The organism is Pseudomonas sp. GW822-FHT03F04, assembly GCF_058801405.1.
In genome coordinates this window covers 423,265-441,171 of record NZ_JBXANF010000002.1, presented here as the reverse complement: position 1 = coordinate 441,171, position 17,907 = coordinate 423,265, and the positions used below count along the sequence as shown (strand labels likewise).

20 protein-coding genes are annotated in these 17,907 nt (G+C 58.6%); 16 read left to right on the top strand and 4 right to left on the bottom strand.

The annotated features are described in order from the left end of the window. Window positions 1-2 precede the first annotated feature (2 nt). The 6 genes from AC1RMX_RS05645 to AC1RMX_RS05620 are packed head-to-tail and all read left to right on the top strand — an operon-like array spanning window position 3 to window position 6,154. Window positions 3-1,070, top strand: a complete 1,068-nt coding sequence (locus tag AC1RMX_RS05645) for an NAD(P)H-dependent flavin oxidoreductase (RefSeq protein WP_096821396.1) — start codon at window positions 3-5, stop codon at window positions 1,068-1,070. 11 nt (window positions 1,071-1,081) lie between these two features. Continuing rightward, entirely contained in the window at window positions 1,082-1,837 is a 756-nt protein-coding gene (locus AC1RMX_RS05640) for an enoyl-CoA hydratase family protein (protein ID WP_493070933.1), read from the top strand. Between the two features lie 10 nt (window positions 1,838-1,847). Continuing rightward, a complete protein-coding gene (locus AC1RMX_RS05635; RefSeq protein WP_493070931.1) occupies window positions 1,848-3,014 on the top strand; it encodes an acyl-CoA dehydrogenase family protein in 1,167 nt (388 codons plus the stop codon). 10 nt (window positions 3,015-3,024) lie between these two features. Beyond that, window positions 3,025-4,080, top strand: a complete 1,056-nt coding sequence (locus tag AC1RMX_RS05630) for an acyl-CoA dehydrogenase family protein (RefSeq protein ID WP_493070929.1) — start codon at window positions 3,025-3,027, stop codon at window positions 4,078-4,080. A gap of 24 nt (window positions 4,081-4,104) precedes the next feature. Further along, complete coding sequence (locus AC1RMX_RS05625; protein WP_096821392.1) at window positions 4,105-5,253, top strand: acetyl-CoA C-acetyltransferase; 1,149 nt, start codon at window positions 4,105-4,107, stop codon at window positions 5,251-5,253. Window positions 5,254-5,278: 25 nt separating this feature from the next. Continuing rightward, a complete protein-coding gene (locus AC1RMX_RS05620; RefSeq protein ID WP_493070927.1) occupies window positions 5,279-6,154 on the top strand; it encodes an SDR family oxidoreductase in 876 nt (291 codons plus the stop codon). Between the two features lie 9 nt (window positions 6,155-6,163). Here AC1RMX_RS05620 and AC1RMX_RS05615 read toward each other — a convergent pair whose 3' ends face one another. Continuing rightward, on the bottom strand, window positions 6,164-7,057 hold the full coding sequence (locus AC1RMX_RS05615; RefSeq protein WP_493070925.1) for a LysR family transcriptional regulator: 894 nt from the start codon (window positions 7,055-7,057) through the stop codon (window positions 6,164-6,166). 214 nt (window positions 7,058-7,271) lie between these two features. Here AC1RMX_RS05615 and panB point away from each other — a divergent pair, with 214 nt between their 5' ends. The 8 genes from panB (at window position 7,272) to AC1RMX_RS05575 (ending at window position 14,915) form a co-directional block, all read left to right on the top strand. Next, window positions 7,272-8,096, top strand: a complete 825-nt coding sequence (panB, locus tag AC1RMX_RS05610; RefSeq protein WP_493070923.1) for a 3-methyl-2-oxobutanoate hydroxymethyltransferase — start codon at window positions 7,272-7,274, stop codon at window positions 8,094-8,096. Between the two features lie 299 nt (window positions 8,097-8,395). After that, window positions 8,396-9,064: a GntR family transcriptional regulator gene (locus tag AC1RMX_RS05605; RefSeq protein ID WP_096821385.1), complete on the top strand. Its 669-nt coding sequence runs from the start codon at window positions 8,396-8,398 to the stop codon at window positions 9,062-9,064. 79 nt (window positions 9,065-9,143) lie between these two features. Then, entirely contained in the window at window positions 9,144-9,950 is an 807-nt protein-coding gene (locus tag AC1RMX_RS05600) for an ABC transporter substrate-binding protein (protein WP_493070921.1), read from the top strand. An 11-nt stretch (window positions 9,951-9,961) separates the two neighbouring features. Next, window positions 9,962-10,738: an amino acid ABC transporter permease gene (locus AC1RMX_RS05595; RefSeq protein ID WP_493070919.1), complete on the top strand. Its 777-nt coding sequence runs from the start codon at window positions 9,962-9,964 to the stop codon at window positions 10,736-10,738. A 2-nt stretch (window positions 10,739-10,740) separates the two neighbouring features. Then, entirely contained in the window at window positions 10,741-11,520 is a 780-nt protein-coding gene (locus tag AC1RMX_RS05590) for an amino acid ABC transporter ATP-binding protein (protein ID WP_493070917.1), read from the top strand. A 20-nt stretch (window positions 11,521-11,540) separates the two neighbouring features. After that, a complete protein-coding gene (locus AC1RMX_RS05585) occupies window positions 11,541-12,632 on the top strand; it encodes a polyamine ABC transporter substrate-binding protein (protein ID WP_493070915.1) in 1,092 nt (363 codons plus the stop codon). Between the two features lie 25 nt (window positions 12,633-12,657). Then, entirely contained in the window at window positions 12,658-14,268 is a 1,611-nt protein-coding gene (locus AC1RMX_RS05580) for a gamma-glutamyltransferase family protein (protein ID WP_493070913.1), read from the top strand. A 131-nt stretch (window positions 14,269-14,399) separates the two neighbouring features. Next, a complete protein-coding gene (locus AC1RMX_RS05575; protein WP_493070911.1) occupies window positions 14,400-14,915 on the top strand; it encodes a cupin domain-containing protein in 516 nt (171 codons plus the stop codon). 412 nt (window positions 14,916-15,327) lie between these two features. Here AC1RMX_RS05575 and AC1RMX_RS05570 read toward each other — a convergent pair whose 3' ends face one another. Both AC1RMX_RS05570 and AC1RMX_RS05565 read right to left on the bottom strand, forming a co-directional pair. Continuing rightward, entirely contained in the window at window positions 15,328-15,546 is a 219-nt protein-coding gene (locus AC1RMX_RS05570) for a hypothetical protein (protein WP_141401791.1), read from the bottom strand. Between the two features lie 63 nt (window positions 15,547-15,609). Then, window positions 15,610-16,137, bottom strand: coding sequence for a hypothetical protein (locus AC1RMX_RS05565; protein WP_493070909.1), 528 nt, complete (start codon window positions 16,135-16,137; stop codon window positions 15,610-15,612). Between the two features lie 83 nt (window positions 16,138-16,220). Here AC1RMX_RS05565 and AC1RMX_RS05560 point away from each other — a divergent pair, with 83 nt between their 5' ends. Then, complete coding sequence (locus tag AC1RMX_RS05560; RefSeq protein ID WP_096821380.1) at window positions 16,221-16,505, top strand: helix-turn-helix domain-containing protein; 285 nt, start codon at window positions 16,221-16,223, stop codon at window positions 16,503-16,505. A gap of 150 nt (window positions 16,506-16,655) precedes the next feature. Here AC1RMX_RS05560 and AC1RMX_RS05555 read toward each other — a convergent pair whose 3' ends face one another. Beyond that, on the bottom strand, window positions 16,656-17,105 hold the full coding sequence (locus AC1RMX_RS05555; RefSeq protein ID WP_493070907.1) for an Xre family toxin-antitoxin system antitoxin: 450 nt from the start codon (window positions 17,103-17,105) through the stop codon (window positions 16,656-16,658). A 434-nt stretch (window positions 17,106-17,539) separates the two neighbouring features. On the opposite strand from AC1RMX_RS05555, the gene AC1RMX_RS05550 reads away from it, so the two are divergent. Then, the gene (locus tag AC1RMX_RS05550; protein WP_096821376.1) at window positions 17,540-17,863 is read left to right on the top strand and encodes a hypothetical protein; all 324 of its coding nucleotides are present in this window, start codon (window positions 17,540-17,542) and stop codon (window positions 17,861-17,863) included. Window positions 17,864-17,907 lie beyond the last annotated feature (44 nt).

Genomic DNA, 17,907 nt, shown 5'->3' with positions numbered 1-17,907 from the left:
ACATGGCGATCTCATTGAATACCCGGCTGACCGAGTTGCTCGGTTGCCGTTATCCGATCATCCAGACCGCGATGGGCTGGGTGGCTGACCCGAAACTGGTCGCGGCCACGAGCAATGCCGGCGCCTTCGGTTTTCTGGCCGGCGCCACCATCGAACCGCAGCACATGGAGGCCGCGATCCTCGAAACCCGGCGCCTGACGGACCAGCCGTTCGGGGTCAATTTCCATATGTACCAGCCCAACGCCGACGACATCGTCGAGTTGGTGCTGCGCCATAAGGTGCGAGCGGTCAGTTACAGCCGTTCCCCGGGCAAACAGATGATCCAGCGCCTGAAGAATGCCGGTGTCGTGTGCATTCCCACGGTTGGCGCCTTGAAACACGCGCAGAAAGCCGTGGAAATGGGCGCGGATGCCGTCACCGTACAGGGCGGCGAGGGCGGGGGGCATACCGGCTCGGTGCCGACGGCGTTGCTGCTCGATCAAGTGGTCAATGCAGTGTCGGTCCCGGTGGTGGCGGCCGGTGGATTCAAGGACGGCAGAGGACTGGTGTCGGCCCTGGCCTACGGCGCCGAAGGCATCGCCATGGGGACGCGGTTTCTGATGTGTGCCGAAAGCCCGGTGCCGGCGCAGACCCTGGCGCGTTACCTGGCGATCAAAGACCCGGCGGCGATCATCGTCAGCCGCGCCATCGACGGCATGCCGCAACGCATGATCCGCAACGAATTGCTCGACCAACTGGAAACCAGCGGCGTGTTCAAACGCTGGTTGCTGGCGGTGCGCAGCGGTCTGGCTTACCGCCGCCTTAGCGGCATGAGCTTGAGTCAGTTGCTTTCCAGTGCATTGAAGATGCGCAGCAGCGGAGACCTGACCGCTGCGCAAAGCATCATGGCCGCCAACGCGCCGATGGTCATCCAGAAAGCCATGGTCGACGGGCTGCCGGCCGAAGGCGTGTTGCCTTCGGGTCAGGTCGCGGCCTCCATCGACAGCCTGCCCAGCTGTGCCCAATTGATCGAGCAGATCGTTCGTGACGCCGAGTTGCGTCTGGACGAACTCTGTCGTCGCGTGTCGTGAAAGGAAAAAACATGCATCCATTCAGCGTCAATATCGATAACGGCATTGCCGAACTGGTGTTCAACCAGCCGCCGGTCAACGCCTTCAATTGCAGTACCTGGGCCGAAATCGCCCGAGAAATCGAAGGGCTTGGGAGCGACAAGCGCGTGCGGGTCATCGTGATTCGCGCCGAAGGTCGCGGCTTCTGCGCCGGGGTCGACATCAAGGAACTGGCTGCCAACGGCAACCTGATCGTGGCGGTCAACAAGGGCAACTACGACAGCTTCAAGGCCATTCACCGCAACCCGAAACCGGTGATAGTGGCGGTGCACGGCTTTGTACTTGGCGGGGGCATCGGTCTGTGCGGCGCCGCCGACATTGTCCTGGCCTCCGAATGCGCCACTTTCGGCGTGCCCGAAGTCGATCGCGGCGCCATGGGTGGTGGTGCGCATTTGCAGCGCCTGTTCCCGGTGCAGAAGGTTCGGCACATGTATTTCACCGGCGAAGCCATCAATGCGGCGGAAGCCTGGCGTCTCGGAGCGGTGGAGCGCGTGGTCAAGCGCGAAGACTTGCGCGAAGCCGCGTTGCAGATCGCCCGCACCATCGCCGCCAAGAGCCCGGCCATGATCAGCCTCGCCAAGGAAGCGCTGAACGGCATCGAGGACGGCAATCTGGAAGACAAGTATCGCTGGGAGCAGGGCTTCACGCTTGAGGCCTATCGCTCACTGGATTCACAGGAAGCACGCGACTCGTTCATCGAGAAACGTGATGCTCACTTCAACGGCTGAAGGCTCTCTCATGGATCTGACCTATACCCCGGCCCAACAGGCCTTTCGCGCTGAAGCGCGGGCGTGGCTGACGGCCAACGTGCCTCGCGAGCCGCTGCAATCATTCGACACCGAACAAGGTTTTGCTCAACACCGGGCCTGGGAAAACCGCCTCAACGACGGGCGCTGGGGCATGGTCACCTGGCCGGTCGAGTTGGGCGGTCGCGGTTGCGACTTGATCGAGTGGTTGATTTTCGAGGAGGAGTATTACCGCGCCGAAGCGCCTGCACGGGTCAACCAGAACGGCATCTTCCTGCTCGGCCCGACGCTGATGGAGTACGGCAGCGACGCACAGAAAGCGCGTTTTCTGCCGCGCATGGCCACCGGTGAAGATATCTGGGCCCAGGCCTGGTCCGAGCCGGGAGCGGGTTCCGACATGGCGGCGATCCGCTCACGGGCCGAACGGGTTGGCGACCACTACGTCATCAACGGCCAGAAGACCTGGTCAACACGTGCCGTGTGGGCCGACTGGGTGTTCGGGATCTTCCGCACTGACCCGAACTCGCAACGTCATCAGGGCCTGACGTTCATTCTTCTGCCGCTGGATACGCCGGGGATCACGGTGCGGCCGATTCCTCAGCTGAACGGCTTGCCCGGGTTCGCCGAAATCTTCTTCGACGACGTCAAGGTGCCGGTGGAAAACGCGTTGGGCGGCGAGGGCATGGGCTGGCACGTGGCGATGTCCACCGCCGGTTTCGAGCGCGGTTTGCTGCTGCGTTCGCCCGCACGCTTCCAGGAAACGGCGCGACGTCTGGTGCAGTTGTATCAGGCCAATCGCGAGCAGGCCGACCGCGACCCGGCGATTGGCGAGGCGGTAATGCGCGCCTGGCTCGACGCCGAGGCCTACACCCTCAACACCTACCGCACCGCGTCGCAACTGGTGCAGGGCGGCAAGATCGGGCCGGAGTCCTCAACCAACAAAATCTTCTGGTCGGAACTCGATCAGCGCATGCACGACACCGCCATGAGCATTCTCGGCCTGCGCGGCGAGCTGTTGCCCGAAGCCCCGGCGGCGGGCGATGCCGGCCACTGGCTGGAAGGTTTTCTGTTTGCCCAGGCCGGGCCGATCTACGCCGGCACCAACGAGATCCAGCGCAACATCATTGCCGAACGCATGCTCGGCATGCCGCGTGCTTGAGGAAGAGACCATGGACTTTAATTTCAGCCGCGACCAACTGCTGTTCCAGGACAACGTCAGGCATTTTCTGATCAACGAGGTGACACCGGAACGCATTCGCGAACTCTGGCAGACCGACAGCGGGCGCAGCAATGAGCTGTGGGCGCAATTGGTCGAGCTGGGGCTGACTGCACTGACCGTTCCCGAAGCAAATGGCGGAATGGGCATGAACGAGCTGGACTTCGTGCTGCTCGCCCAGGAATGCGGGTATGCCGGACTGCCCGAGCCGCTGGTGGAGACGATGCTGATCGGTGTGCCATTGCTTGCCGCTCTGGATGAGCACCACGCGGCGCTCAAGCAGGACTGGCTCGGACGTATCGCAGAAGGCCGCGCACGACTGGCGGTTGCCGAACCGGGCAACCCGCTGGTCAGCGATGCCCATGTCGCCGATCTGCTGTTGCTGGCCCATGGCGATGAGGTGCATGCGGTCGAACCGGGCGCGGTGCAGTTGACCCGCAATGTGTCGGTCGACCCGGCTCGCCAGTTATTTCAGGTCTCTTGGACTCCGTCGCCTGCGACCTGCGTGGCCTCCGGAGAACAGGGGCAGCGACTGTGGGCGGAGGCGGTTGATCGCGGCGCGCTGGGCAGTGCCGCACAGCTGTTGGGGCTGGCCAAACGCATGGTCGATCTTGCGGTGGACTACACCTTCGAACGCAAACAGTTCGGCAAACCGGTGGGTTCGTTCCAGGCGGTCAAGCATCTGATGGCCAATGTCGCGGTGCAGATCGAGTTCGCCAAGGGGCCGTTGTATCGCGCTGCCTATGCTGTCGCCGAGCGTCAGACGAACCGCTCAGTGCTGGTTCCCCACGCCAAACTGGCGACCTCGGAAGCCGCCATGCTGGCGGCGAAAAACACCATTCAGGCCCACGGCGCCATGGGTTACACGTGGGAAGTCGATCTGCACCTGTTCATGAAACGCGCCTGGGCGCTGGACAAGGTCTGGGGGGATCGCGGTTTCCACAAAGAACGCATCCGCGCAGCCTTGTTCAACGGTCGTTGTGCACTGGGTGCCGGCCAGACGTTCTGACGGCAACACTTACCGAGAAAAATCATGCCTGAAGCTTATATTGTCGACGCCCTGCGTACGCCCACGGGCCGGCGCAAGGGTGGTTTGAGTCATATTCATGCGGCCGATCTGGGCGCCCACGTCTTGCGCGAACTGGTCGCACGCAACGACATCCCCGACGAGGATTACGACGACGTGATCTTTGGCTGCGTCGATACGATCGGCCCGCTGGCCGGGGACATTGCGCGGACCAGTTGGCTGGCTGCCGGGTTGTCGCAGTCCGTCCCCGGCACCACGATTGATCGCCAGTGCGGCTCGTCCCAGCAAGCGGTGCACTTTGCCGCGCAAGCGGTGATGAGCGGAACCCAGGATGTGGTCATCGCCGGTGGCGTGCAGACCATGACGCAGATCCCGATTTCGTCGGCCATGATCGCGGCCGAGCCTTTGGGTTTCAGTGACCCGTTCAGCGGCTCCGAAGGCTGGGTACGGCGCTACGGCGGGCAACCGCCGACGCAATTTCGTTCGGCGCAGATGATTGCCGAAAAGTGGGGATTGTCCCGCGAGCAGTTGGAAGCGTATTCACTGGAGTCTCATCAGCGGGCATTGCGCGCCATCGAGCAGGGGCGATTCCTGCGGGAAATCGTACCCCTGGCCGACGTTGTTCACGACGAAACGCCGCGCCACACCAGTCTCGAGAAAATGGCCGAGCTGGAGTTTCTGTTTGGCTGTGACCGGGTGACCGCGGCGGTGTCCAGTCAGACCTGCGATGCGGCGAGCGCGATGCTGATCGTTTCCGAAGCGGCGCTCAAGCGCTACGGGCTAACACCGCGCGCGCGTATCCATCACCTCAGCGTACGCGCCGAGGACCCGATCTGGATGCTGACGGCGCCGATTCCGGCCACTGCTTATGCGTTGAAGCGAGCGGGCATGAAGCTTGAGGACATCGATCGAGTCGAGATCAACGAAGCCTTTGCCTCCGTCGCCATGGCCTGGCTGAAGGAGACCGGCTATCCCCACGAACAGACCAACGTCAACGGCGGCGCGATTGCCCTCGGCCATCCATTGGGCGCCACCGGCACTCGCTTGATGTGCAGCCTGTTGCATGAGCTGGAACGCAGCGGTGGTCGCTTCGGTTTGCAGACCATGTGCGAAGGCGGCGGGCAGGCCAACGTGACGATCATCGAACGGTTGTGAATGAAGTTTTGACGGGAGCAGGACCATGCAGATCTGTAAAAACCGCGTCGTGATCATCAGCGGTGCCGGGGGAGGGCTGGGAAGGGCGTATGCGCTGGCGTTCGCCGCCGAGGGCGCGAAAGTGGTGGTCAACGACATCAATCGCGAGGCCGCACTGGCGGTGGTGGATGCCATCGAGTCGCAGGGCGGCATGGCGGTGGCCAACAGCAACGACATCACCCGCTATGACGATGCGGCGCTGATCGTGCGCCAGGCGATCGAGACTTTTGGTGGGCTGGATGTGGTGGTCAACAACGCCGGCATCTGTCGTGATCGTATGTTCACCAGCCTGAGCGAATCCGATTGGGACGCGGTGATGGCGGTGCACCTCAAAGGGCATTTCTGCATTTCCAGTCATGCCGCGCGTTACTGGCGTGAGCAGGCCAAGGGCGGCCAGTCGCTGAGTGCGCGGATCATCAACACCAGCTCCGGTGCCGGTTTGCAGGGTTCTATCGGCCAGTCCAACTACGCAGCGGCCAAGGCCGGGATTGCCGCGTTGACGCTGGTGCAAGCGGCAGAACTCGGGCGCTATGGCATTACCGTCAACGCCCTGGCCCCGGCGGCGCGCACAGGCATGACCGAGGGAGTGTTTGCCGACGTCATGAAGAAACCGGAGGAGGGGTTTGATTACTTCGCGCCCGAGAACGTAGCACCGCTGGTGGTTTGGCTCGGTTCGCAGGAATCCGCGTCGGTGAATGGGCAGATGTTTGAAGTGGAGGGTGGCAAATTGTCGATTGCCGATGGCTGGCGCAAAGGCCCTGAGCTGGACAGGCAAGGTCGTTGGGCAGTAGACGAGGTCGGCGGGGCTGTCGAGCAATTGCTGAATCGGGCGGTGCCTGCCGCGAAGGTATATGGCAGCTGAATAAAAACGCTACGATTTCTGTGAGTCAGTGGTTGCCAACAATTCAAGCCATTGCTGTGCCGCGACCGACAGCTGTGCGTTCTTACGCCAGATGGCGACGAGTTGCCATTCCAGTTCCGCGCATTCGAGCGGAACGATTTCCACACCGGGCGGGATGTGGTGTTGCGCCAATAGTCGGGGCAATACCAGCAGGCCTGCGTTCGCGGCCACCAATGACAAGCAAAAAGCCAGGTTGTCGCTTTTGGCTGCCTGTAGGCGACTGACGTCCACAGCAGGGCAGCAGAGCTTGATGCGGTGATTGAGAATCGAGGCGCCCTGCAACTGCACCCAAGGGTGATGCGCCAAATCCGGCAGTGTCAGTCGATGGCGGTTGGCGAGTGGGTGGCGAGGTGGCAGGACGACAACCAGTGGTTCCTCACAAATCGGCAGCCAGGCCAGGTCGTCTCCGTCGGGTCGCAGACTGATCGCCAGTTCTATCTCGCCCTTGCGAACGGCCTCTTCCAGAGCCTGGCCTCCTTGCTCACGCAATTGCAGTTCCACTTGGGGAAAGCGCCGCCGAAATTCGGTCAACACGGCCGCTACTTGATCGGTACTGCCCAAGGGTGGCAGCCCCAGCTGAAGGACACCGGTGACGAGGCTGTTGAGCAAGTTCACGTCCGTCAGCATTTCCTTGCTGCGACTCAGCAATCCCTTGGCGTGGTGGAAGACCACTTCGCCCGACGGGGTCAAGCGTGACGGCACGCCCGGACGGCTGCGAACCAATAGCGTCGCGCCCAGTTCCTCTTCGAGTAATTGAACGGCTTTGCTCAATGCCGACTGGGTGACGTGAAGGGTGCGGGATGCCTTCGAGAAACTTCCATGCTCTGTCACTTCCACGAAATAGCGCAAGTTCTTCAGGTCCATCTTGTATTCCATTTCCGCATACGGTTCAGAAAAATTGTTCGCTCACTCCGGCTGGAGAAATGCTTCTACCATCGCCCCCGAAAAACGTCCGGATACAAGGACGGGGAACATTAAATCAGAAGTGGAGGCCAGCCTTGTTCGGAGATCGTATTTGGCGTCTGCGTCGATTCAAGAGGTCCTTCCTTTAACGCTGTTTTCGCGAGGAGCTCACGTCATGAGTACCGCAGTCAATGAAACCCGCCGTCTGACCGTACCCGACATCAGGGCTTGTAAGGGCAAACGCAAGATCGTGTCGTTGACCGCGCACAATCGATCGCTTGCTGAGATCGTTGACGAATTTGTCGACGTTATCCTGATGGGGGATTCGACCGCGATGGTTGCTTACGGGCAGCCCAACACGCTGGATTTCACACTGGATCAGACGATTCAACACAGTCGTGCGGTGGTGCGTGCCACACAGCGCGCGTGCGTGGTGGCTGATCTGCCATTCGCCTCTTATCAGGAGTCACCGGCTCAGGCTTTTCGCAGTGCCGCGCGATTGATGATGGAGGCCAATATTGCTGCCGTGAAGCTGGAAGGCAGTGCGGTCATGGCGCCCACCGTGCAGTTTCTGGTGGAGCGGGGCATTCCGGTGATGGCGCATATCGGGTTGATGCCCCAGTTCGTCAACACCATGGGTGGCTTCAAGGCCCAGGGCATGGACGAACGATCGGCAGATGCTATCCGTGAGGCCGCCCTGGCGATGGAAGCGGCCGGTGCGTTTTGCATTGTGCTGGAGGGCGTAGCAGAGCCGCTGGCCTGCGAGTTGACCGAGGTCCTGCGCGTGCCAACCATCGGAATCGGCGCCTCGCCTGCGTGCGATGGCCAGGTGCTGGTGATCGAAGACATTCTCGGGCTGGGTGGTGAGTTTGTACCGCGTTTCGCTAAACGTTATGCCGATGTGCATGCGGTGATCCGCGATGCGGTGGGGCAGTACGCATCGGATGTGCGTGAGGGCAGTTTCCCTGAGCTTTCGCACTGCTTTGGCGTGAAGCGCTGATTGGCACTGCGCAATGTCTCATTTCACTCGCCTGCTGCGTTGGCAGGCGAGTGGGGGCTGGCCGACGTGTTTTCAAGAGGTGTTACTCAGCTACCGTTCTGCACCTTTCCGGGTCTCGCAATGAGCCATTAGGTAGCAAATCTCCAGTGTCGCACCGGCAAATCTGATCGTTGTGCGCGCTGCTATTTTTCATTAATTCATTCGAAACAATCGCTTGGCGGGAAGATTCAGGTTTTGGCATGCATTCTGCTTTTATGTATCCGTGGATAATTGGATACAAAAAGACAAAAGGTGCCGCCATGCAATTCGCTCCCGCCTACGACCAGCGCCAACCGATGACCGCCGAGGAGGAGGCCTACAACTTTCTTCTGGAAGGCATCTGCGGCGGCCGTTATCGCAAAGGTGACCGGCTGATCGCCGAGGACATTGCCAGTGAAATCGGCATGAGCCGGATGCCCGTGCGTGAAGCCTTTCGCCGTCTCGATGCTCAGGGGCTGGTGACGCTCAGGCCCAATCGCGGCGCGATTGTCAGCGGTCTGGATGTCGAGGAAATGCACGAAGTGTTCGAGATGCGCAGCGCCCTTGAGGGGCTGGCGATTCGAGTTGCGGTGCCAAAGATCAGTGAACGTCAGTTGACCGCACTGGAACGACTGCTCGACGAAATGGATGACTACCGCGACGAGAGTGCGGCCTGGGTCAGTCGCCACCGCAAGTTCCATGAGTACCTGTGTAGCCTCAGTGGACGACCTCGTCTGGTGAAACAGATCAGCGCGCTCTACTCGCTGATCGAAGCCCCCATGCGTCTTTGGCTGCAGCACGTTGAAAAGCCACTGAGTGCACGCCAGGAACACGTGGTGATCCTCGACGCAATTCGTGCCGGTGATGCCGCGAAGGCAGAAGCGGTGGTGCGCGAGCACATCGAAGGCACGGTCCCTGAGCTCATCAAGTTTCTGCAATCGGAACGATAACCACAGAGCGGGCACCGAGCCCGCCGATGTTTTGACTTTGAGAACTGCCCCGTTACTAACCGAACTGGAGTGTCTGGTCATGCATACGTCTCGCCTGCTGTTGGCTGCAATTTCCCTGGGGCTCTGTACACAGTGGGCGATCGCCGCACCCACTGTGCCGGAGCGCTTGCTCAAGGTCGACAAACTCACCTATTGCTCGGGCATGGATTCGCCGCCATTGGTGTCCTTCGATGAAGCACAAAAACCAAAAGGCCTGACCGTCGACCTGGGCCTGGAAGTCGCCAGGCGTCTGGGGGACAAGAAGGTCGAGTGGCGGGTGATCCCGTTTTCCGGATTGCTGCCGGCCTTGCTGGCCAAACAGTGCGACATGATCGTCGACCAGTTGTTCGACAAGCCCGAGCGCCGCGAGGTGATCGACATCGTCAACTACATGTATTCCAGCCAGGCGGTAGTGGTGCCCAAGGGCAACCCGAAGGGGCTCAAGACGCTGGCTGATCTCAGCGCGCACAAGATCGCGGTGCTCAACGGTTCGACCATCAAGACCTTGCTCGATACCGAGAATGAAAGCCTGGCCAAGGCCGGCAAGCCACCGATGAAACTGGTGGTCTACAACACCGACACCGATGCATTCCAGGCGCTGCGCATCAGTCAGGTCGATGCTTACGGCACCACGGTGGAAACCGCCGGGTATTACGCCGCCATGGCACCGGACCTGTTCGAGGAAGGCGTTCCAGCCTTCAGCCGGATCCTCACCGGTCTGGGTATTCGCAAGGACGATCCGCAACTGAGTGCCGCGGTGCAGCAAGTGATCACCGACATGCGCAGCGATGGCAGCTATAGCCAGCTCCTGAGTAAATGGCACGTCTCCAGCGACACTCTCGATTGAGGTAAGCGTTGATGAACTTCAATTGGGATGTGTTCTGGCAGTACCTGTTGCAGCCCAGCGGGGTCTACCTCACCGGGCTCTGGCTGACGTGCCTGATCAGTGTGCTGGCCATGTTGCTGGGTTGTGTCCTGGGGTTGGCGGCGGCGTTGCTGCGATTGTCGAAGAACCCTTTGCTGCATTTGCCGGTGCGTTTTTATGTGTGGCTGATGCGCGGGACGCCCTTGCTGGTGCAGATCGTCTTCCTCTATACGGCGTTGGCGGCGGGCGGGATTTTCCGCTTTGAAGACATTGAACTGTTCGGGCTGATGATCCCCGGCAACATCCAGGCCGCGATCATTGCGTTGGGCCTTAACGAAGGTGCGTACATGGCCGAGATCATTCGCGCCGGTATCGGTGCCGTCGACAAGGGGCAATACGAGGCGGGGCGCTCCCTGGGCATGACTTTCGCCAAGTTGATGCGCCGTATCGTCTTGCCGCAGGCGTTTCGGGTCATCGTGCCGCCGCTGGGTAACGAGTTCAACGTGATGCTTAAAAACACCACGCTGGTCAGTGTGATCGGTGTTCAAGAGCTGTTGCTCAGCACGCAGATGGTGACTTCGGCGACCTTTCGGGTATTCGAGTTGTACCTCGTGGTGGCGATCTATTTCCTGTTGCTCACGACGCTGTGGGGTTTCTTCCAGCGCTGGCTGGAGACACGTTTCGGCCAGTCGGATCGGCCTTCGCCGCCGCCGCCGGCATCCAGTCGGATGTTCGGTCGCAGCACGCTGAAACTGCTGAGGGGACGTTAATCATGGCGCACCAAAGTGACGATCTGATCATTGAAGCGCTGAACATTCACAAGTCGTTCGGCAACCTCGAAATTCTCAAAGGGATTTCCCTGCAAGTCCGGCGCGGTGAAGTGGTGGTGCTGATCGGCGCCTCGGGGTCCGGTAAAACCACGTTTATCCGCTGCATCAATTTGCTGGAAGACATTCAGTCCGGGCAGATCCGCGTAAACGGTCAGTCCATGGGCTATCGCACGAAGGCCGATGGCAGCCTGGTACGGGATTCGGAGCGCAACATCGCCCGTCAGCGGCGGGACATCGGCATGGTGTTTCAGCGCTTCAATCTCTTCCCGCACATGACCGCGCTGGAAAACATCATCGAAGCACCGATTCAGGTGTTGGGTGTGCCGCGCAAAGCGGCGGAGGAACAAGCGCGGGCGCTGCTCAAACGTGTCGGGCTGGCGGAGAAGGCCAACCATTACCCCTCGATGCTTTCCGGTGGCCAACAACAACGGGTGGCGATTGCCCGGGCCCTGGCCATGAAACCCCAGGCGATGCTGTTCGACGAACCCACCAGTGCCCTTGATCCGGAAACCGTCGGCGAGGTTCTGCAGGTGATGAAGGAACTGGCGGAGGAGGGCATGACGATGGTGGTGGTCACCCATGAAATGGGTTTTGCCCGAGAGGTCGCCGACCGAGTAGTGGTGCTCGATCAGGGTGAACTGATCGAACAGGGACCGCCGGAACAGATATTCAGTCGCCCCTCTCATCCCCGTACCCAAGCCTTTCTCAGCCGCGTGCTGTGAGACTCACAAGGATAATGACGATGCGTTTATCGAGCGTGTTTGCGGCCCTGTGCTGCGCTGCCGTGGTGCCCATGATCCAGGCCGCCGACGCGGTGGTGAAGGTCTACAACTGGTCCGACTACATTGGTCCCGACACCCTGAAGAACTTCGAAAAAGACAGTGCCATCAAGGTTCAGTACGACATCTTCGACACCAATGAAATGCTCGAGGCCAAGTTGCTTTCCGGGCACTCGGGGTATGACGTGGTGGTGCCTTCCAGCCAGTTTCTGTCGAAACAGATTCGCGCCGGTGCCTATCAGCCGCTGCAACGAGCGTTGCTGGATAACTGGAAGCACCTCGACCCGCGTTTGATGCAGCGTCTGGAGGCGGCCGATCCGGGCAACCGCTATGCCGTGCCTTATATGTGGGGCACCGTGGGCATCGGCTACAACGAGGAGAAGGTGCGCGCGGTGCTGGGCAAGGACGTGCCGCTGGACTCTTGGTCGATGGTGTTCGATCCGCAAAATCTTTCCAGACTTAAAAGCTGCGGTGTGGCCTTTCTCGATGCGCCGGTGAAGATCATTCCTCAAGCGATGCTTTATCTCGGGCTCGACCCCAACAGCGTCAAACCGGACGACTACAAGCAGGCGTCGAAACTGCTGATGACCTTGCGGCCCTCGGTGACTTACTTCAACTCATCGAAGTACACCGCGGACCTGGCCAATGGCGACATTTGCGTGGCGATCGGTTATTCCGGCGATGTGATGCAGGCCCAGACCCGGGCTCGCGAGGCCGGGAAAAACATCGATATCCGCTACCTGATTCCCAAGGAAGGCGTGAACCTGTGGTTCGACATGCTGGCGATTCCCAAGGATGCCGGCAACGTGGCCAACGCCCATGCCGTGATCAACTACTTGCTGCGGCCCGAGGTCATTGCGTCGGTCAGTGACTATGTGGGGTACGCGAATCCGAACAAGGACGCCACGCCCTTGATGGATCCCAAGGTCAGCGGCAACCCGGGAATCTACCCGAGTGACGAGGTGATCAGTCACACCTTTGTCTCCGCCGATCTGCCGGAAAACATCCAGCGCCTGATGACCCGCGAATGGAACCGGATCAAGTCCGGCCAATGAATCCTTGTTTTGAAGAGCCTTTGCCATGCTGAAATTTTCTGCTCACGAGTACCCGTATCCGTCGCAACGCCAAAGTGTTTTTGCCCGTCGTGGCATGGTGGCGGCGTCCCAGCCGCTGGCCGCTCAGGCCGGCATCGAGATGATGCAAAAGGGTGGCAATGCGATCGACGCCGCCATCGCCACCGCGGCAGCGCTGACCGTAGTCGAGCCAACGGGGTGTGGCATTGGTGGTGACGCTTTTGCTCTGGTCTGGTTCAAGGATCAGTTGCATGGGCTCAACGCCAACGGCCATGCACCGGCTGCTTTGAGCATCGAAGCGGTCAAGGCGGCTGGACATGAACAGATGCCGCTGTATGGCTGGACGCCGGTGACGGTACCCGGTTGCCCTTCGGCCTGGGCCGAACTTTCTCAACGCTTTGGCGTGCTGCCGTTCGCTGATTTGTTGCAACCGGCCATCAGCCTTGCGCGAGATGGTTTTCCGCTGTCGCCCGTGGTTGCCCATCAGTGGCAGGTCGCTTTGGATGAGTTCAGTCCCCATCGCGACGAGGTGCTGGACGCCTGGTTCGATACTTTCCTGATTGAGGGGCGGGCGCCGAGGGCAGGGGAGCTGTTTCGCAATCCAGCGCAAGCGCGGACGCTTGAAGAATTGGCTGAGAGCTGCTGTGAAAGTTTGTATCGCGGCGCTTTGGCTCAGCGTCTGGATGCGCATTCACGGGCTACTGGCGGGTATCTGCGAGCTACGGATCTGGAACATTACCGTGCGCAATGGGTGGAGCCGATCCACGTCAATTATCGCGGTGTGGATGTCTGGGAAATCCCACCAAGCGGCCAGGGCCTGGTCGCGTTGATGGCGCTGAAGATTCTCGAGGGTTTCGATTTCGATCATCGTGACAGCCAGCAAACCTGGCACCGTCAGCTGGAGGCCATGAAACTGGCGTACAGCGATGGTTTGCACTACATCACCGATCCATTGCACATGCGCGTGGCGGTGGCCGATCTGTTGAGTGATGGCTACAGCGCTCGGCGCCGGGGGCAGATTGGTGAGAAGGCTCAGCCACCGAAGCCAGGCGATCCTCACGCCAGCGGCACCGTGTATCTGGCGACGGCCGATGGGCACGGCAACATGGTGTCGTTCATCCAGAGTAATTACCACGGCTTTGGTTCGGGTGTGGTGCTGCCTGACAGCGGCATTGCGCTGCAGAACAGAGGGCAAGAATTCAGCCTTGATCCGGAACATGCCAACTGTCTGGCACCGGGCAAGAAGACGTTCCATACGATTATTCCGGGCTTCCTGACCAAGGATGGCCAGGCGCTTGGGCCGTTTGGTGTGATGGGCGGCTATATGCAGCCTCAGGGGCATGTGCAGATGGTCATGAACCTGGTGGATTTCGGATTGAACCCGCAGTCGGCGCTGGACGCTCCGCGCTGGCAATGGCTGGGAGGGATGAAGGTAGGGATCGAGCAGGGGGCTTCGAGGGATTTGGCCAATGCGCTGGCGCGACGGGGACATGAGGTACAGATCGCCTCTGACCTTACGGATTACGGCAGAGGGCAGATTATTATTCGTGATCCGGTCAGTGGTGTGCTTTGTGGTGGGACTGAGCCCAGGGCGGATTCGCATATTGCGGTTTGGTAAGCACAAGCTAACGAAGAAGACGCTAAATGAGGCTAACATCTTCGAATGTGTCGACATATTAGGTTAACTACACTAAATGAGCCTTTAGTTGAGCTATGCGAAAATCTACTGTGAAATCAATGGAGAAGGCTATGTTGAAACGCCAGGCGAGCGCAAAAGACGTCATTGCAGCCCTGAAACTTGAATCTCATATTGAAGGCGGCTATTTCCGCAGGACATTTCAGGCCGACCATCGAGAAATGCTCGAAACCCAGGGCGGCTCACGTTATTTGATGACGTCCATTTATTACCTGTTGACCGAAGAGTCGCCCGTCGGCCAGTTTCATTTCAACCAGTCAGACATCCTGCATTATTTCCATCTGGGCGACGCCATCGAGTACAGCCTGATTCATCCTGACGGTTCGCTACAGACATTGGTGATGGGCAGCGACGTTCTGGCAGGACAACAACTGCAATTGCACGTACCGGGCGGAATCTGGAAAGCCTCCAGACTATTGAATGGCGAGAATGGATTTGGCTTGATCAGCGAAGCGGTTTCGCCAGGATTTGATTTCGCGGATATGGAAATGGGGAATCGGCGGAAGCTTACGGCGCAGTATCCGCAGCATCGGGCGCTGATTGAAAAGCTGACGCGTGACGAGGATTGAGAGCAGCACATTCCAAATAGAGCGATCGCCAGGCATCAAAGGCAAGGTGCTTTGAGGAGCCATGGTGGAGATTGAAATCAGGTGTGCAACCGGGCTGATCTTGTAACATCTTGTTACGTGTAATGTATATTATGTTAAATTGTATGTCATAGATGTTCACGGGCTGTCTAAGGCCTCGGTGGTCATCAGAAATGAGAGCGATACCATTAGATCTGATAGCTTGTTCTCGCACGCTGGCGAGCAATAACCTGCACATTCTCTAAGAATTAGTTCGCGATCGGCAAGCACGCCGACGGAAAGTCAGGCGACATGCCGGCGGATGAGGATTCATTCGTCGAGCGTACTGGAAAGGATGTACGAGAATCGTTTGGGCTGGAGATAGCCCTGATGGAGCAAGCTCTGTGGTACCGAATCAGGAGACTTGCTGAGTACTGGGTACAGCAGCAGTAATTCGTGCGGCTCCCGCCAGCCGTCCAGTGGGCTCCTGATCAATCAGAAGCGGCGTAATCGCATCAAAAAATCGGTGTGCTGCTTTTTTTGAACGATTTGCCATCAAGTGATTAGCTTCTGCCTCAACCTGCGCTTGCAAAGCCCACTTAGGGTGTTTGATTTTGCGTCTTCCTTTCATCATGGCCTCAGTCCCGCCGATAGGAGTAGTCGAGTCGGGGTCTTAGTAAAGATGGGTGTGCAACGACTACTGAGACTCCGCCGCTTCCACTGATAGATTTACAGCATTCACCATTCGAGTAATGACAGTTGACAGCCAGGTCTGGTGGACAACCAGCTCTGGGTCATCGACACCGTTGGCACGGGATACTTCGTAGAGGGATCGCCACTCAAAGATATCTGACGGCTCGACCTTGGCGCTGTCTCTATAAATAGCATTTGTTGCCAAGCGATACGCATATGTATCCACGCCCTGTGCATCTGCACTGAAAAGTCTGACTCGCGCAAAGTCAACGATGGCTTCAGCGATCCATCGCGAAGTGCCATTCAGTTCAGGAGGTATGGCTAACTGGACACCCACGATAGTTTTATTTGAATCAGGACGATCCACTTCGTGAAAGAGGTCAATCAAATCTTGGCCTGAGAAACGCTTGACTATCCCTACCCCCTCCTCCGGCTGGGCAACGTTAGCCACTGCCACAAGCACTATCGTAGAAGGGTTGTGCTCTCCACTCGTCGCCGATGGGTGACGGGCAGTATTCTGAAGTGCGGACATAAAGCTCTCCAAAAATGAACACTATAGATTGTAGCTCTATAGAGTTCAAAAAGGCTTCATCGTTCCTTTTGTGGATAAGCAAAATGGAACTCAGGGAAGCATTTGCCATTGCCTTACGTAACTCGCGGATTCGCCGTGGCTTGACCCAAGAAGATTTCGGCATCGTCAGTAGCAGGACATACCTAAGCACACTTGAGCGAGGCCTCAAAAACGTGACTCTAGAAAAGGCATTCGAGCTCGCCCAAAGGATGGATGTACATCCGCTCACCCTGCTCGTTGAGAGTTTTTTGCTCCTCGATCCAGATACGGATTTAGACTCACTGTTTGAACGTATCCGCCGTGAGTGCAATGCAGGAAAAAACGGCTGATAGAAGGATCGAGGGCTGTGCTATTGCAGACCGCTGTCTGGTATCTCGACCTTGAGCAAGGCGTGTCGCCAGGCAGACGACTGGTTTCCGGCGATATACCTCTACCTTTGATCGGCCTATTCACCACGGTCTGTATAACGCGCCACAAAATTAAAATACAAACCCTTCTGCTACCTGAATCAACACCTCCTCAACCAGATGGGTGCCCTGAGTGGTGGAAAGCATCGCAACAGGGCTTTTGCCCGAAAAGCGATCCTTGGACTCGAATAGCCAACGTTTGGCTTTTTCGTCATCCCCAAAGAGTGTCTGGGCCATGGCGATGATGTGTGCAACACGGAACAGACGATCGCTCTCCTCTACCGTCAATTGCTGGCCACGCACCAACCTCGCGTTGAGAGTTTTAAGCGGAATTATCTGGTCGCACTCAAGCATGCTAATTCTTCCAAGGTCGCAAAGAGCTTTGACATTACTCGGCGAAAAACCCGCCTCGATCAGTTCGTGGATGTCCTGATCTGAAGCGTTTGTGGGGATATGGAGAAGTGCTTCTAACCTTACCCTGTAAGCACCAAGGGCATTCTGGTACAGAGCCTCTGTAAACATCGGACCTCCTGACTCAGTAGATAGCATCGGGCCTTTATAAAATTTTAAATTCTGGTATCAGCATCGTTGATAAAGTCCGCGACAAAGTACGTGAATTACTAGCAACGTCCGACTCAGAGGGGGGGTAACGTAAAAGATCATCGTCAACCGCATACACCTCAGTCGGAGGCTACATTGCCCCTGCCTCAAATCGAGGCGAGTGCGCGAGAGTCTCTTATATGCTGATCTGCAATTTCGGCAAGGTCTCGCTCAGCGGCCGCCATACGGACATCAGCAATTTTAGAAGCCGGTGTTGGACTCCCCGGCAGTGACCGTTCGTCGTGTGGCTATTTGCCATCAAAAATGCCTACTACAGTGATCATGCGTCACCATCGGGTACCAGGTAGCTGGTCACCCATCGTAATCGCCAGTCAATGCAGAATGGAGTTCTCATAATGGCTATCAGCGCTGTCGTAAACGCAGTATTCAACATCGACAACAAAATCTACACCGCCTCGCTCGCCATCCCAAGCTCCGCCCCCACAGCGGCCGCACCGTTCCTGTTCAGTGTCATCTCGCAGGCTCCCGAAGCTGGCGGCAAGACGCCGGACCCGCAAACACTACTCGCAGTCGCCGTGGGGGCCGCCAATCAGGTGTTCGTCGCCGTGTCGCCACCTATGGACGTGATCTCGGGCGCCATCGGCAGCGATGTGGTCAAAGACTTGAACGTAGTCGTCTCGGAAGGCACCTACGATCCCAAGACCCATACCTTCAGCTGAACCACGTTCGCCTAAATGGCGGGGCAGTAGTCTTGGCCCCGCCA